Below are 14950 nucleotides of genomic sequence, written 5' to 3' on the forward strand. Positions count from 1 at the left end.
GCATTACTCGAAAATATTGAATGGTTTCGCAGGGTATTCATTCGGTCATTTCGCTTTTTGACATCGTATAATAATTAAGTAGCGCATTAACAACCTGGATGACATGCTCAAATCTGCTGATGCATACCCCAAAGTAGCCATTGCTAACACCATGTTTATCGCAACAGTGAGATCTTGGGCGATTCAATACAAAATAATCGTGCAACGCCCTGATGATTTTATCGCTGCGGATGGGTGTCAGTTCGATCAGAAACCAGAACTCATCATCAGACATATTTCCTGAAGGAAGAATATGATTCTTTTTTTCCAGGAAAGAGCCCTGCTGAGGTTGCTGGCTATGTTCTTTTATGTATTCCACCTTCGTCTCCATTAAGCATTATCTAATTCATAACAAGGACTGTCATCATTAAAAACAATACCATCCGGGAGCGGTTGGAAGTATACCAAAGTGAATTTCAAGAAAAAACAAAAACTAGTAGTGTAAAAATCTGACATAATAAATAATAGTATATTTTTATGCTAATTAATGTTGGTTATTCAAAATATTATTTTGCAAAAATGTATTTTATTGGAATTATTATCTTTTTTTAACAATGTTGAATTTGTTTTGTTTTTTGAAATTAGCAACATTTCAAATATGGCTTATCTATGAAAATGGTAAACAATGTGATTGTTTGTTGAGATATCATCAGATGCTTAATTTTCTCAAGGAACAATGTTGCGTTAAACTATATAGCGTTGTATTAACTATTTTCACAATTTAACAAAGAAATCTTCAGGGGATTACCAAACCGTGCAGGGTGATAAGTACGACAATTTCAACCACGTCACTGCTTTGACTAAACGTGTTTAATTGCTGATATGAATATATACTGACCTTCAGCGATGAAGATTACTCCCCAACGACAGAGTATGGAGGTTTAAATACTTCATAGGAACTGCACCACTCCTGGAGTTAACAGGAGATGAATCTATGAGTTTTTTACGTCATCATGAGTAATTTAATGAAATAATGACTGCCCCACATGGGTTGGACTGAAGCGGCTGACCTGATCGTTAAAGGTATGGACGGCGCGATTAACGCCAAGACCGTAACCTATGACTTCGAACCTCTGATGGACGGCTCTAATCTGCTGAAATGTCCAGAGTTTAGTGACGCTATCATCGAAAATATGTAATCCAGATTCTGGGTTGTATGAGAACGGGAGCCGATGGGCTCCCGTTTTTTTATCTATGGAAGACCCCAAATAGGCTCTGTTTCTTAATCCTGCTATCTGATCAATAGACAGGACTAACCTGGAGGATATCTATTGCGGGCATGCTGATTTTTCAACGACGTGTATCAACGGACATTTCGCCATTCATACTGTTTACCCGTGGTATCCATGATGAAAATAGTTTTATCGTAATTCATTAACCAGGAACTCAGCGTATTGATTGGCGCACCCTGACGATGAATACCCAGCCACAACTCCGCAAGCGTATTAAGATCATCGGAAGACCACTGGGTACGATAATCCCCAGTGAGTTTAGTTTTTGCATCAACCAGTTGGCTGTACCAGATAAACATCGGAATATGCAGCGCCTCTTTTGGCGGTGTGACGCCACCGTGTGAATAAACGACTGCGCGCTTGGGGTCTCGGATCAGTGCATGATCGGAAAAATACATTACAGATGAGCGGGTATTTTGCAGTGCACTAAATATGTTGCCCATAAGTGTGTCAGTATAACGAATAGAGTTGTCGTAACAATCATCAGCCTGACTTTCCCCGGCTAATATAGTACTACTTTCAGGAAAACGCTCACAGGATGGTTCATGGCTGCCATAGAGATGCAGCACAATTAGTTTCTTACCGGGCTTCTGTAAGGCATTTTGCAATAATGGCAGTAAGGCCTCATCATAGCCATGATCCACCCATTCTTGCTGATGGGCGTTCATGGCAATCCCGGTAATAATATTGTTATGCGCCCCCCCTTTTCCTTGACGACTATACCAATAAGTATCGTAACCAGCTTTGTTACTGATATTGATAACATTATCGCTATATTTTCGAGGATCGTGGGCGTTCACGGAATCCGCTGTCATTGCCATTGGGACAGCCATAATGGTCACCGGTGCCGGGGCAATCGCGTTTTGAAACAGCAAAAGCTGATGTTTTTGCTTGATGAGTTCAGGCGTTGTATCTCTTGGATAGCCATAGAGCCCCATATTTACCGCACGTGCAGACTCTCCAATAATAAGTACATAGTTTTCAATGCCGGTATCGGTTAAAGTAATTTTATAATCTGGTATATTGTTACCGATATCAGACATGATAGAGATATCCTGTATTGCCTGCATAAACACTTTGCCGGTACTGAGGGGAGTGGCAGACAGGACTCGTTGCATCAGGCTTTCAACATTACTTTTCCTTATTTGGTGTAGATATGCCTGGCCAACAAATGCAATGATGGTTATAGCAAGAAGAATAGGGGGATAGCGATGAAATCGATACGGTATCAGGTTTGCTCCAGTATTCGCCGCATATATAAAAAATGCTGCTAACGTGACAAACGAAAGACAATCGCGCCAGTATAACCCGAGCATCCCTTTGGCCTCACTCGGCGTAGTATCCAAAATACTTAGTGCGAAACCATAGCTAAATTCTGTTCTAAAGTTATGCCAGGCATATAATTGAATCGTAGTGTCCAATGCAACAGGGATCAAAATCACAACGGCCAGAGTATTTCTCAGTAAATTATGCTGTATGCATCGCAATGAAAACATGATCAATATAAATACTAGCGTCCGGTTGATTACCGCGTTATATTTCGCGGTTAAAATATTAACACCAAAAACTATTAGCACGGAAATAATGAGTGGGGAAACTTCAGATAGTCGCGAAACCTTTTCAGCTGTTTTAAGTCTAAGTTGGATGAACATAATTTATAATTAACTGATCCGATTTTTAAATTAGAGTAAAGCGTATGTAGCGAAATTGTCTCTAGCTTGTTCGCTCTTTTGTGTTTATTTATGCAACTGTGTACTGATGAATAAGTGATATGGCTACGACTCGTGTAGGCCTGCCTACGGCTGAGTACCCGTAACGTCAATGTAACTCGAATTATTTAGTTTTTATTCTGCTTATCCCGTTAGTTATGAAACAGAACGCATGCCTCAACGCGTTAATCTAACCACTGGCTGGCATTCAGGCGTGCGGGCACAACCACATCACTCTGATGAAAGCATTCCGTTCCTGTAAGAAATAAGCTTGGCTGATTTAATACTATACAGTTTTTGGACTGGATCAGCTAACATCATATATATGTATAAATGGATATTCCCCAAGATCTTCCGGCCATGTTACTGCTCGGAGCCGGTTGATTGTGTCGCAGGGACGGTGAGTTTTTATTTGCCACGAAGCAACACTTTTAGGCGTAGCAATCTGCTTTTTAGATCTTTTTTACCGTACATTTTGAACAAATAAAACCATCTGTTTTTTCCAAGGTAGTTTAGCTTTGTCAACTCCGGGTTTAAGTAATGGCACATGATGAAAATCCCTTGATCATCATCAACTATTTTATTTCTAAGGGTCTTTATTTGGCAGCGGCGTACCAGTTTATAAAACGCTTGCCATTTTTCTTGTGTCGCAACGATGGCACCGCCAATAATATAAGAGCGATTATTGATCATGTGTTCAAAAACATGATCAATGGATTTGGGGTTTAGACCACGTTTAACTGTGAATAAATTTACTTTACGTTTATCAAATGGATAATTCCATAAGGATAAACCGTTTGTGACTTCCGGGTTACGGCAATAGCCGAAATCAATCCAGGCAACCATCTCATTGTTAACAAGATTCATCTCTAACGCTTTGTTTATGAAATAAGCTTTCAGGTTACACACCAGCACGTACTCAGCGGACCAATATTCAGGGTTTATTAGCTGGCGCGTTTCAAGTCTGTTTCTGAAAGCATCATCTTTTTGGATGTCGTGAATTTTTTGCCGAATTGCAGTGAACTTAGTGTTAATGTCAAAGGTAACAACTGTGGTTTTTTTACCCGCTCTAATTTTTTCAATTGCTGGTTTAAGGTCGTAAGAGGTAAAAATGATCATTTCGTTATCCAGAGTGGATAAGTTTTTAAAATAATCAATGTAAGTTTCAGGCGTTCTCTCTAAATGTGGCGAGAAACCTTTATTGGCTGTCCAGTTACCTCGTCCAATATCAAAAAATGCTGTAACGATAGTTATCGATGAATCCATTTCCGTCAACCTGCGTACTTTGTACTTATCCAGTAGGTAATTATATAAAAATAATAAGTCTGACATTTTTAGACACAGTTTATCAGTCCCCACGCCAAACAGGAAGTTGAAATCCATACAGTAAGTGATACGCAGTGTTGATCTAAAATTCTGGTAGTTGACAGCAGTGAATATATTCTGTGATTTTACGGACTGTTTGCAGGTGCAGAGACAACATCAGAAAGAGGCCGGGCGATTCGTTATAGCCCGGCCTGTAGGTGAAAAACCAATTAGAACTGGTAGTTTAACGACACCCAGTAGTTGCGACCCGGATTGACGTATCCGGTTGTGGATTGTGCGGTCTGGAAGTAGTCGCCCGCGTAGGTGCTGCTGCGGCCAACCTGATACAGAGTGACGTCGCTAAAGTCTTTATCCAACACGTTATTTATCGCCGTATTCAGCGTCAGTTCTTTGGTCAGCTTATAGGACATGCCCATATCGAGAACGGTCCAGGCTTTTAAATTGGCCCCTTTATCATCGTACACGGCTTTTTGGACTGCACTAAGGTTGTCATAGTTTTCGGTAAAGCGTGGGGCTTTACCACGATAGCGTGCGCTTAACCAGGCATTCATATCTTCGGTTGCCTGCCAGTTCAGACGGGCGTTAGCCATATGTTTGGGGGTATAGCTCAGCGGTGCGCCTTTGTTTTCGCCATCTTTTTGTTTGCTCTGCGTATAGGTGTAGTTGAGCGATAAGCTCAGCACGTCAGACCAAAGCGGGAAGGTGCTGGCGAATTCAACGCCATCCGTTCTCGCCTTGCCGCTGTTGGTATAGCTGTTGGTATTGTCATCGATGGAATACGAGACAATTTTATTTTTGTATTCGGTGTAGAAGCCAGTAACGTTGGCGTTCAGCCCCGCGTCGTTCTCATAGTACAACCCGGTTTCATAGCTGGTGCTTTCTTCGGGTTTAAGGTCGGGGTTGCCGACCGTATTGACGGTTCCCTGAGCGGTCACACCGCTGATGCCGTTGTGCAACTGGCTGAGTGACGGGGCTTTGTATCCGGTTGTGACGCCACCTTTCAGGGTCCATTCTTCCGATACGTCCCACACCATGTAAGCTCGTGGGCTAAGGTGTCCGCCAAAGACATCGTTATGCTCATAGCGAGTGCCTGCGGTCAACGCCAGCGAGTCGAGAATATGCCACTCATCTTCCGCGTAGGTCGCCCAGGTTTTCTGGTGGAATGTCTCACCGGTATTGGCCAGCACCACCCCGTCCTTCATGCGGGCATCCCAGTATTCTCCGCCGAGAGTAAGCAGATGCGAATCACCCAATGGCGTCAGCAGGACCGAGTCCAGGATGACGTTGGTATTTTTCAGTTCACGAGCGTCACCGGCTCGGCCCGCGTTTTCTGGCGTGAGTGCGGATGAGACCAGTTGGCGGCCTTTGTTCTCGGTTTCATTCCAGCCCACGGAGGATTTCCAGGTACCAAATGTTAATGCGGTATCGTGACCCAGCGTGACCTTATTACGTTCATAGCGCAGGGTTTTATCGTATCCGCCGGTGAGATTACCCAACTGCCCATCATCATTGTCATAGCGCTGTCTGGCGGAGTCGAGATCCAGCCACAGCGTATTATTTGCGCCGGTTTTCCAGTCCAGACGGGTACCGATGTTGTAGTTTTCAGATTCCGTTGGATACGGCACGCGCGTCGATGTGGTATCGCTCAGAGAGGTGACGCTGGAGCCTTGTCGTTGTGTCGTGCTGCCGCGTACCTGCATGTCCAGCACGCCAGCAATTAGCGGGCCGCTTGACCAGAAGTTGGCTACCGTGCTGTTACCCCATTTATTGCTTTCTTGCAGGTTAACGCCGGTATTAATGGACGTGCTCCATTTGTCCGTACTTCTCTTGGTAATGATGTTAACGACACCGCCGATAGCATCTGAACCGTACAGCGTCGACATGGGACCGCGGATCACTTCAATATGATCGATGGCTGCCAGCGGAGGCATAAAACTGGTGTTCATGGCAGAGAAGCCGTTGGGCGTCACGTCACTGCTGCCATTTTGACGAATACCGTCTATCAGGATCAGCGTATAGCTGGCAGGCATGCCGCGAATACTGACCTCCAGACCGCCGGTTTTACCGGTGCTGCTTTCAACATCAACCCCTTCAACGGAGCGCAGGGCTTCACCTAAGTCATTATATTTATTGGTTTGTAATTCTTGTTGAGAAATAACCGACACGCTGGCAGCCGCGTTGGTGATCTTTTTTTCGTAACCCGACGCGGTCACGACCATGACATCATCGGCGAAGGCATAAGTACCGCTGAATCCAAGGCAGGACAGAACGACAGAGGCAACAGGTTTTAAACGCATAGTCAAACTTCCTTTGTTAAAAATTCAAAGGCAGTAAGATAATTGATGAAAATGATAATACAAATAATTATCATTACAAATTTACATAACTTGTCACTCTATGTATATTTCTTGAATAAATATACATAAGTTGTCACTAATTTTAGATAGGGAGTAATGACAAAACACGTGAGTAGTTTTTACGGTAATTATTAATATTCATTTAATATGAGATTGAATAATAGAGAAGGAGATAAAAATCACGGCAGTGAATCACTGCACGTCGAGAGGTGAGAATTCGACAGTTGTATGATGTTTTTTTAAAATCGTCATACTTTTCTGCGCTGTATCATTTTTTTAGCCAAAGTGGTCCGCCATAATCCCTTCCCCAGGAGACCTCACAACGGGTATGTGCTGTTGTGCGGTATAAAAACAACGCAAAAGCGGGATAAGGTAATGATTAACGGCAAGCTGACACGGTTGACGTGCGCACTGACTCTGGCATTTTCGACCTCCCTTTTCGCAGCACAACCGGCGGTGGAAGGGCAAACATTGAAACTGGCAATTGGACCCGAACCCACGGAGGGATTCGACCCGATGCTAGGCTGGAGTCACGGCAGCTATCTGCTCCTGCATGCACCTTTGTTAAAACAAAATGCCGATATGAGCTGGGGAAGCCTGCTGACGGAGAAGGTGGAGACCAGCGCTGATGGGAAAACCTGGACATTAACCTTAAAACCCGATCTTAAATTCTCTGATGGCTCCCCGCTCACGGCGGAAGATGTGGTATTTACCTTCAACAAAGCCGCGAAAAGCGGTGGGAAAATCGACATGGGGAATTTCACCCATGCCCGCCTGAAAGATAATCGCACGGTAGAAATGACGCTACGCAGTCCGCAGAGTACGTTTGTGAACGTGCTGGGCTCGTTAGGCATTGTTCCGGCAAAACAATACGATGAAAAAACCTTTGCCAGAAATCCAATTGGCGCAGGCCCTTATCGGCTGGTGAGTTTTCAGCCGGGCCAACAGCTGATCGTCGAAGCGAACCCTTGGTACGCGGGTAAGAAAAATGATTTTAACCGGCTGGTGTTTGTCTTCCTGGACGAAGATAACGCTTACGCGGCCGCACGCAGTGGTCAACTGGGGCTGGTGCGTATTGCGCCATCAATGGCCGTTGCACCTCAGCAAGATAATTTGAAGCTGTGGGTTCGCAACAGCGTAGAGAACCGGGGGATCGTTTTCCCGATGGTCCCTGCGGGTAAAAAAGATGCTAACGGTTATCCGGTCGGTAACGATATAACGGCCGACGTCGCGATCAGACGGGCTATTAACTACGCCATCGATCGTAAGCAACTGGCTGAACAGGTTATGGAAGGCCACGCTATCCCGGCGTACAGCGCGGTGCAGGGACTGCCGTGGCAGGGACCATCGGTTGCGTTTAAAGATGGCGACAGTGACAAAGCGCGCGCGCTTCTGGAACAGGCTGGCTGGAAAGTTGGCCCGGATGGTGTACGTGTAAAAGACGGCAAAGCAGCTCGTCTGACCTTATGGTATGCGAGCGGCGACAGTACGCGTCGTGATTTAGCCGAAGCGGTGCGTGCCATGCTCGAACCTGTTGGCATTGCGGTGTCGCTGCAATCCGGAAGCTGGGAAACCGTTGAGCGCCACATGCATTCGAATCCCACGCTGTTTGGTTGGGGGAGTTTAGATCCGATGGAGCTTTTCCATCACTACAGCGGGCAGGCCGCGGGCGTTGAGTATTACAACCCCGGTTATTACAGCAATCCTGCGGTTGAACAGCATCTCAAACAGGCCATTGATGCGCCGGACTGGCAAAAAGCAGTGCCTTTCTGGCAGCAGGTGGAGTGGGATGGCAAGCAGGGTGCAGGCGTTCAGGGTGACGCTGCGTGGGCATGGTTGCTGAATATCCAGCATACTTATCTGGCTAATCCGTGCATTGACCTGGGCAAAGGGGCGCCGGAAATTCACGGCAGCTGGTCCGTGCTCAACAATCTTGATGAATGGACCTGGACCTGCCGTTGATGAAGTCTGTTGTGGGTCATTTTCTGCGGCTGATCGTATTGTTGGTGCTGGTCGCTGCTGGCACCTTCATCTTGCTCAGCTTCTCGCCGGTCGATCCGATTCGTGCCTATATTGGTAACGATCTCCTGCATGTTCCGCCAGAACAGTATGCGCGTATCGCCGCACGCTGGGGGCTGGATCAGCCGCTGTGGGAGCGTTTCGGGCACTGGTTTGCACGCGTCTTACAGGGTGATCTCGGGTATTCGATGCTGTTTAATGCACCGGTCGCCAGCGTGATCAAAGAGCGTTTTGCGACCTCATTTGCTCTGCTCTGTGGCGCATGGTTGATGTCGGGGTTACTGGGTACGGCAATGGGGTTCGTTGCCGGGCGCTTCCTGAACCGTTGGCCGGATAAAATGATCTGCCGCCTCAGCTATCTGCTTTCATCGTTGCCAACCTTCTGGATAGGAATGCTGCTTCTGGCCGTGTTTGCGGTACGCTGGCCGGTGCTCCCGGTCTGCTGCGCGTGGGAGCCTGGCAACAGTGGTGATATGGCTGGCTTCACTGAGCGTCTGCGTCATCTGATTCTTCCGGTATGCGCCCTCAGTTTATTGGGGTTAGGGCAAATTACGCTGCACACCCGAGAAAGTATCGCCAGCGTGATGAAAAGCGACTTCGTCCGCTTTGCTCGCTCGCAGGGAGACAAGGGATGGTCGCTGCTGCGTCACCAGGTCCTGCGTCATGCGATAACGCCTGCGCTGTGCCTGCAATTTGCTTCGCTTGGCGAACTTTTTGGCGGCGCATTGCTGGCAGAAAAAGTCTTTGCGTATCCCGGACTGGGGCAGGCGACCATTGATGCCGGATTACGCGGCGATGTGCCGCTGCTGATGGGGATTGTCTTGTTCAGCACCGTGCTGGTGTTCATCGGCAACTCGCTCTCTTCCTGGTTAGTCCATGTGCTAAATCGCGCGGTGGAGCGTCCAGATGCTCTATAACCCAACCCCAACGTTGATTCGCCTTCTACTGTCTGCGGGCGGTTTACTCTTCATCGCCATTTATGGCAACGCTACGCTGGATAACGCACTGAGCGTTAATCTGCTGGCCCGCCATCTGCCACCGGATGCGCTGCACTGGTTTGGCACCGATAATCTCGGGCGTGATTTATGGGTGCGCTGCTTTCAGGGGGCGTTAACCAGCCTGCAAATTGGTATCGGCGCGGCGGTGTGTAGCGGGGTAATTGCTTTATTGATGGCGGCGGTTTCGCGTTTGCATCCGCGCATGGATGTTCTGATGCGCTTAGTCACCGACGCGATGTTGTCGATGCCGCATCTGCTGCTGCTGATTTTGATCTGCTTTACTCTCGGCGGTGGTAAAAGTGGGGTGGTGTTGGCGGTTGCGCTGACCCATTGGCCGCGTCTGGCCTTGATCCTGCGCGCGGAGGCGGAACGCGTCGCACACAGTGACTACCTGATGCTGACCCGACGGCTGGGACACGGGCATTTTTACTGCTGGCGTCATCACTACTTACCTGCGCTATTGCCACAATGGTTGACCGGGACGTTGTTGATGTTTCCGCACGCGGTGTTACATAGCGCGGCGTTAAGTTTTCTTGGTTTCGGGCTGGCGCCGCATGAGCCGTCGCTGGGTCTGTTGCTGGCGGATGCGCTGCGATTTATCAGCCACGGCAACTGGTGGCTGGTGCTGTTTCCGGGGTTAATGCTGTTCAGCCTGGTGATGTTATTTGATCAGTTTGCCCGGGCGGTACATCGTTTGTGGTTGAGAGGTGACGCATGTTGAGTTTACAGCAGGTCTCGCTGGACGTGGCGCGCTATCGTTGGTACGGCGCGAGAAAGTGGTCATCGCTACTCCAGGATATTTCTTTTGATATTTCCCCCGGTCAAATGGTGGCATTAGTCGGCGGCAGCGGGGAAGGTAAGAGTCTGCTGTTGCAGTGTCTGCTCGATCTGTTACCAGACAATCTGCGCGTTCAGGGCGCGATAACCCTCGATGGAAAAACGCTGGATCGTAATGACATCCGTGCATGTCGCGGCAATACCTTTAGTTATGTACCGCAAGGGGTTCAGGCGCTTAATCCACTGCTGACCATTGAAAAGCATTTGAAAAGAGCGAGTCAACTCTCCGGTCATCCCTGGGACGCGGGGAAGGTAACGCAACTTCTTGAACGGAGCCAACTGGACAACAGCGTATTAGGTGCTTTCCCGCGCCAACTGTCCGGTGGGATGGCAAAACGTGTTCTGGCGTGCCATGCGTCACTCAGTCAGGCGCGCTATATCCTTGCTGACGAAATTACCGCCTGGCTGGATGCGCCTTTGGCGAATCAACTGCTGGGGCATTTACGAGGCCTTTGCGAGCAGGGCTGTGGTGTGCTGTGGGTAACCCACGATCTCACGCTGGCTGCACGCCATGCGGACCGGATTGTTGCCCTGCATCAGGGACGGGTATCGGATAACGTGAGTCGGGAACAGCTGCTGCGTGGCGATATCAGCGAATATTTGCAGCGGCAATGGCGGGCGTTACCTGAGAGAAACCAACTATTTGGAGAGCTGAATGCTGTGCTGTCGTGATGTTGTTATACGCCAGGGCGGTAAGGTGCTGTGGCAAAACCTGACGTTCTCGCTGGCTGTCGGGGAGCGCATGGGGATTTGCGCTCCTAGCGGGACCGGGAAAACCACGTTGGGACGCGTGCTGGCTGGCTGGCAAAAACCAACCTCCGGTGAGATTTTAGTCGATGATAAACCGTTACCGGTCGGGCAATATTGCCCGGTACAACTGGTGCCGCAACATCCTGAATTGACGTTCAACCCCTGGCGAAGTACCGGTGATGCGGTGCGGGATGCCTGGCTGCCGGATGCCTCAACGCTCGCCCGCTTACATATCAATCCCGAGTGGTTAACCCGCCGACCCGGGCAGCTTTCTGGTGGTGAACTGGCGCGTATTGCGCTACTGCGCGCTCTTGATCCGCGCACGCGTTTTCTCATTGCCGATGAAATTACCGCCCAGCTTGACCCTTCTATTCAACGAGACATATGGGCGCTGCTTCTTGAAGAATGCCAGCGTCGTCCGTTAGGAATGCTCATCATCAGCCATCAGCAGGCATTGCTTGATCAGCTTTGTTCGCGAAGGTTGCCCTGGCCGTAGTCGTCCTTTCTCCGTGTGGCCGATTTATCGCTGTGGATGAATTTTGCATATCCGCGTTGATTAAATTGTTACGTTATATTATAACAATTCACTCGCAACCATATTGAGGGTGAAATTTTGGCTATTCGTTTGGAAAGACTGGCGGTTGTTTTGGGGATGCTGTTAGCCAGTAGTCAGGTCCTGGCACATGGGCACCATTCCCATGGCGCGCCGATGACAGAAATAGAGCAAAAAGCGTCAGAGGGCGTTTTTGATAATAGCCATGTGAAGAACAGGGCTCTGAGCGACTGGGATGGCGTGTGGCAGTCCGTTTACCCTTATCTGCAGAGCGGTGAACTGGATCCGGTATTCAAGCAGAAGGCCGAAAAGGATAAAAGTAAAACGGCGGAGGAGTATAAAACCTATTACCGCACAGGCTATGCCACTAGCGTGGACACTATCGGTATCGAGAACGGTGTGATGGAATTTCATACGGGTAATAAGGTCGCGTCGTGTAAATATGATTACGCCGGATACAAAATATTGACCTATACGTCAGGCAAGAAAGGTGTGCGGTATCTGTTTGAGTGCAAAGAGGCAAATAGTCAGGCGCCGAAATACGTTCAATTTAGCGATCATATTATCGCGCCACGCAAATCGAGCCACTATCACATCTTTATGGGAAATACCTCACAGGCAGCGCTGCTTGAAGAGATGGACAACTGGCCAACCTATTATCCGTATCAGCTCAAAGCAGAAGCGGTTATTGACGAGATGCTGCATCATTAATTCCCATCCGGCTGTATTTAAACCCGCCGATAACGGCGGGTTGATAAATTGCGGATATTATTTTCCGGAAGCCAGCGTGCTGTAACTGGTCATCAGGTTGCGATAGTCAGGAATATGGTTGGAAAACAGCGTGCCCAGTCCTTCAACGTCATTACGCCAGTCGCGGTGTAATTCACAGGCCAGACCGAACCAGGTCATCAACTGCACGCCGGCAGAAGACATACGGTTCCAGGCAGAGTCGCGGGTCAGCGGGTTAAAGGTGCCGGACGCATCGGTAACCACGAACACGTCGAACCCTGCCTCAATGGCCGATAGTGCAGGGAAGGCAACGCACACTTCGGTGACGACACCGGCGATGATCAGCTGTTTTTTACCCGTCGCTTTAATCGCGTTGACAAAATCGTCGTTGTCCCAGGCGTTAATCTGCCCCGGGCGGGCAATGTAAGGGGCGTCAGGAAACAGTGCTTTCAGCTCAGGTACCAGCGGGCCATTAGGGCCGGTTTCAAAGCTGGTGGTCAGAATGGTGGGTAATTTGAAGTACTTCGCCAGATCGGCCAGCGCCAGCACGTTGTTTTTAAACTTGTCGGGATCAATATCACGGACCAGCGACAGTAAACCTGCCTGGTGATCGACCAACAGTACGGCAGCCTGATCCTTATCCACACGTTTATAGGTAATCGTCATTTTTTCTTTCTCCAGGTGATGAGAGGGGGCCTCGACGGCGAAATCTATTGATAAACAGTAGTGGCTATCCGGGGTATTGGGTAGTCGCAAAAATGAGTTTCATCGTTGCAAATCTGGAACGAAAAATATTCTGCAACAGAGTGCGCTATTCATAAGCTTCTCTTTCCATCAGGTGATGCATTCGTTAGCATATTGTCTCGCAGCAAATGCATGTGTTTTATCAGGAAGAGGTTAACGTGTTCGCAGAGTATGGAGTTCTGAATTACTGGACGTATTTGGTGGGGGCTATTTTTATTGTACTGGTACCGGGGCCCAATACGATATTCGTGCTGAAGAACAGCGTAGGGCGAGGGGTGAAGGGCGGTTACCTTGCAGCCTGCGGGGTGTTCATCGGTGATGCCGTGCTGATGTTTTTGGCCTACGCAGGTGTTGCGGCACTGATCAAAACAACGCCCGTTTTGTTTAATATCGTGCGTTATCTGGGGGCTTTTTATCTGTTATATCTCGGCGCGAAGATTCTGTATGCCACGTTAAAGTCGAAGGCGACGGAAACTGCGGCCGAAGAAACGCCCTTTGGTGCTATTTTCAAACGTGCATTAATTTTGAGTCTGACTAATCCAAAAGCCATTCTGTTTTATGTGTCGTTTTTCGTTCAATTTATTGACGTCAATGCACCACATTCAGGGTTGTCGTTCTTTATTTTGGCCATTACGCTTGAAATCGTGAGCTTCTTCTATCTGAGTTTCCTTATTTTCTCAGGCGCTTTTGTCACGCAGTATATTCGCACCAAGAAGAAACTGGCGAAGGTGGGCAATTCCCTTATCGGTTTAATTTTTGTGGGATTTGCCGCCCGTCTGGCGACGCTTCAGTCTTAACGCCATTAGCCCGCTCCAGGCGGCGGGCTTTGCGTTTTTCCCCATTCTTATCATTGCCCATCAGTAAGAATACTAACCAATAAATGGTATTTTAAATGTATATTTTGAGGCGTACCCTGTTCACAGCAGCGATTCAATAAGGCTCGCTGGTTGTCGACTGGAAAAGGGAAGAAAGATGCTTCAAATTCCACAGAATCACATTCATACACGCTCAACGCCGTTCTGGAACAAAGACACTGCGCCTGCCGGAATTTTCGAACGCCACCTTGATAAAGGTACCCGTGCGGGGGTTTATCCTCGACTGTCGGTTATGCAGGGGGCGGTCAAATATCTCGGATTCGCAGATGAGCACAGCCCGGAACCCGTAGAGGTGATGATTATTGAAGCCGGTCAGTTTGGCGTTTTTCCACCGGAAAAATGGCACAACATTGAAGTGATGACCGACGACACCTACTTTAATATCGATTTTTTCGTTGCGCCTGAGGTTCTGATGGAGAGTGCTAATCAACGAAAAGTCGTGCGTACCGGCAAGGAGTGAGTCATGAGTAAAGCAACCTATACCGTCACCGTAACCAATAACAGCAATGGCGTTTCTGTTGATTATGAAACGGAAGCGCCAATGACGCTGTTGGTACCCGACGTGGCAGCCGAAGTGGTCAAAGATCTGGTGAATACCGTACGTTCGTACGATACAGAAAATGAGCACGATGTTTGCGGCTGGTAACGCCATAAACGCCGTTACTCTATGATTTATATAAAAAACCGCAGCATGCTGCGGTTTTTTTATTGACTGACATCCTGTGACTGGTTACTTAAACAGTCCGAAAAAAGAATTCTTAAGAAAACCTTAAGAACATCGC

14 protein-coding genes and 1 pseudogene are annotated in these 14950 nt (G+C 48.2%); 10 read left to right on the forward strand and 5 right to left on the reverse strand.

The window, feature by feature from the left end:
* Nucleotides 1–37 precede the first annotated feature (37 nt).
* Complete coding sequence (locus tag FCH32_RS13510) at nucleotides 38–358, reverse strand: PapB/FocB family fimbrial expression transcriptional regulator (RefSeq protein ID WP_338075306.1); 321 nt, start codon at nucleotides 356–358, stop codon at nucleotides 38–40.
* A 658-nt stretch (nucleotides 359–1016) separates the two neighbouring features.
* On the opposite strand from FCH32_RS13510, the pseudogene FCH32_RS13515 reads away from it, so the two are divergent.
* Nucleotides 1017–1178: pseudogene (locus tag FCH32_RS13515) on the forward strand (NADP-dependent isocitrate dehydrogenase); the annotation flags it as partial.
* 164 nt (nucleotides 1179–1342) lie between these two features.
* On the opposite strand, the gene FCH32_RS13520 reads toward FCH32_RS13515, so the two are convergent.
* The 3 genes from FCH32_RS13520 to FCH32_RS13530 form a co-directional block, all read right to left on the reverse strand.
* A complete protein-coding gene (locus FCH32_RS13520) occupies nucleotides 1343–2923 on the reverse strand; it encodes a phosphoethanolamine transferase (protein ID WP_174361030.1) in 1581 nt (526 codons plus the stop codon).
* Nucleotides 2924–3388: 465 nt separating this feature from the next.
* A complete protein-coding gene (gene yibB, locus FCH32_RS13525; protein WP_135912173.1) occupies nucleotides 3389–4246 on the reverse strand; it encodes a protein YibB in 858 nt (285 codons plus the stop codon).
* A 269-nt stretch (nucleotides 4247–4515) separates the two neighbouring features.
* The gene (locus FCH32_RS13530) at nucleotides 4516–6603 is read right to left on the reverse strand and encodes a TonB-dependent receptor (RefSeq protein WP_115258715.1); all 2088 of its coding nucleotides are present in this window, start codon (nucleotides 6601–6603) and stop codon (nucleotides 4516–4518) included.
* A 435-nt stretch (nucleotides 6604–7038) separates the two neighbouring features.
* Here FCH32_RS13530 and FCH32_RS13535 point away from each other — a divergent pair, with 435 nt between their 5' ends.
* The 6 genes from FCH32_RS13535 (at nucleotide 7039) to zinT (ending at nucleotide 12531) form a co-directional block, all read left to right on the forward strand.
* Nucleotides 7039–8625, forward strand: coding sequence for an ABC transporter substrate-binding protein (locus FCH32_RS13535; protein WP_174361031.1), 1587 nt, complete (start codon nucleotides 7039–7041; stop codon nucleotides 8623–8625).
* Nucleotides 8625–9599 (forward strand): ABC transporter permease, encoded by a 975-nt coding sequence (locus FCH32_RS13540; RefSeq protein ID WP_096759416.1) that lies wholly within the window; start codon nucleotides 8625–8627, stop codon nucleotides 9597–9599. The genes FCH32_RS13535 and FCH32_RS13540 overlap by 1 nt, the downstream gene beginning before the upstream one ends.
* On the forward strand, nucleotides 9589–10401 hold the full coding sequence (locus FCH32_RS13545; RefSeq protein WP_115258713.1) for an ABC transporter permease: 813 nt from the start codon (nucleotides 9589–9591) through the stop codon (nucleotides 10399–10401). Before FCH32_RS13540 ends, FCH32_RS13545 begins: the two co-directional genes overlap by 11 nt.
* Nucleotides 10395–11189 (forward strand): ATP-binding cassette domain-containing protein, encoded by a 795-nt coding sequence (locus FCH32_RS13550; RefSeq protein WP_117342958.1) that lies wholly within the window; start codon nucleotides 10395–10397, stop codon nucleotides 11187–11189. The genes FCH32_RS13545 and FCH32_RS13550 overlap by 7 nt, the downstream gene beginning before the upstream one ends.
* Nucleotides 11173–11763 (forward strand): ATP-binding cassette domain-containing protein, encoded by a 591-nt coding sequence (locus FCH32_RS13555; protein ID WP_115258711.1) that lies wholly within the window; start codon nucleotides 11173–11175, stop codon nucleotides 11761–11763. Before FCH32_RS13550 ends, FCH32_RS13555 begins: the two co-directional genes overlap by 17 nt.
* A gap of 123 nt (nucleotides 11764–11886) precedes the next feature.
* A complete protein-coding gene (zinT, locus tag FCH32_RS13560) occupies nucleotides 11887–12531 on the forward strand; it encodes a metal-binding protein ZinT (RefSeq protein WP_420838401.1) in 645 nt (214 codons plus the stop codon).
* Nucleotides 12532–12588: 57 nt separating this feature from the next.
* On the opposite strand, the gene ycaC is transcribed toward zinT, so the two are convergent.
* Complete coding sequence (gene ycaC, locus FCH32_RS13565; protein ID WP_096757333.1) at nucleotides 12589–13215, reverse strand: isochorismate family cysteine hydrolase YcaC; 627 nt, start codon at nucleotides 13213–13215, stop codon at nucleotides 12589–12591.
* A gap of 236 nt (nucleotides 13216–13451) precedes the next feature.
* On the opposite strand from ycaC, the gene leuE reads away from it, so the two are divergent.
* The 3 genes from leuE (at nucleotide 13452) to FCH32_RS13580 (ending at nucleotide 14814) form a co-directional block, all read left to right on the forward strand.
* Nucleotides 13452–14090 (forward strand): leucine efflux protein LeuE, encoded by a 639-nt coding sequence (gene leuE, locus FCH32_RS13570; protein ID WP_117343116.1) that lies wholly within the window; start codon nucleotides 13452–13454, stop codon nucleotides 14088–14090.
* 175 nt (nucleotides 14091–14265) lie between these two features.
* Nucleotides 14266–14628, forward strand: coding sequence for a DUF1971 domain-containing protein YeaR (gene yeaR, locus FCH32_RS13575; RefSeq protein ID WP_096757332.1), 363 nt, complete (start codon nucleotides 14266–14268; stop codon nucleotides 14626–14628).
* A 3-nt stretch (nucleotides 14629–14631) separates the two neighbouring features.
* Nucleotides 14632–14814, forward strand: coding sequence for a DUF1869 domain-containing protein (locus FCH32_RS13580; protein ID WP_096757331.1), 183 nt, complete (start codon nucleotides 14632–14634; stop codon nucleotides 14812–14814).
* The last annotated feature ends 136 nt before the right edge of the window (nucleotides 14815–14950 follow it).

The sequence above is a fragment of the Citrobacter gillenii genome (genome assembly GCF_013337685.1).
Taxonomy (GTDB): Bacteria; Pseudomonadota; Gammaproteobacteria; order Enterobacterales; family Enterobacteriaceae; genus Citrobacter; species Citrobacter gillenii.

What these genes read in the sequence shown, in the direction of transcription:
- FCH32_RS13550 (WP_117342958.1), top strand. Translation starts at nt 10,395, where the DNA reads ATGTTGAGTTTACAGCAGGTCTCGCTGGACGTGGCGCGCTATCGTTGG.
- ycaC (WP_096757333.1), bottom strand. Translation starts at nt 13,215, where the DNA reads ATGACGATTACCTATAAACGTGTGGATAAGGATCAGGCTGCCGTACTG.
- FCH32_RS13555 (WP_115258711.1), top strand. Translation starts at nt 11,173, where the DNA reads ATGCTGTGCTGTCGTGATGTTGTTATACGCCAGGGCGGTAAGGTGCTG.
- FCH32_RS13545 (WP_115258713.1), top strand. Translation starts at nt 9,589, where the DNA reads ATGCTCTATAACCCAACCCCAACGTTGATTCGCCTTCTACTGTCTGCG.
- FCH32_RS13580 (WP_096757331.1), top strand. Translation starts at nt 14,632, where the DNA reads ATGAGTAAAGCAACCTATACCGTCACCGTAACCAATAACAGCAATGGC.
- FCH32_RS13540 (WP_096759416.1), top strand. Translation starts at nt 8,625, where the DNA reads ATGAAGTCTGTTGTGGGTCATTTTCTGCGGCTGATCGTATTGTTGGTG.
- yibB (WP_135912173.1), bottom strand. Translation starts at nt 4,246, where the DNA reads ATGGATTCATCGATAACTATCGTTACAGCATTTTTTGATATTGGACGA.
- FCH32_RS13530 (WP_115258715.1), bottom strand. Translation starts at nt 6,603, where the DNA reads ATGCGTTTAAAACCTGTTGCCTCTGTCGTTCTGTCCTGCCTTGGATTC.
- FCH32_RS13535 (WP_174361031.1), top strand. Translation starts at nt 7,039, where the DNA reads ATGATTAACGGCAAGCTGACACGGTTGACGTGCGCACTGACTCTGGCA.
- FCH32_RS13520 (WP_174361030.1), bottom strand. Translation starts at nt 2,923, where the DNA reads ATGTTCATCCAACTTAGACTTAAAACAGCTGAAAAGGTTTCGCGACTA.
- yeaR (WP_096757332.1), top strand. Translation starts at nt 14,266, where the DNA reads ATGCTTCAAATTCCACAGAATCACATTCATACACGCTCAACGCCGTTC.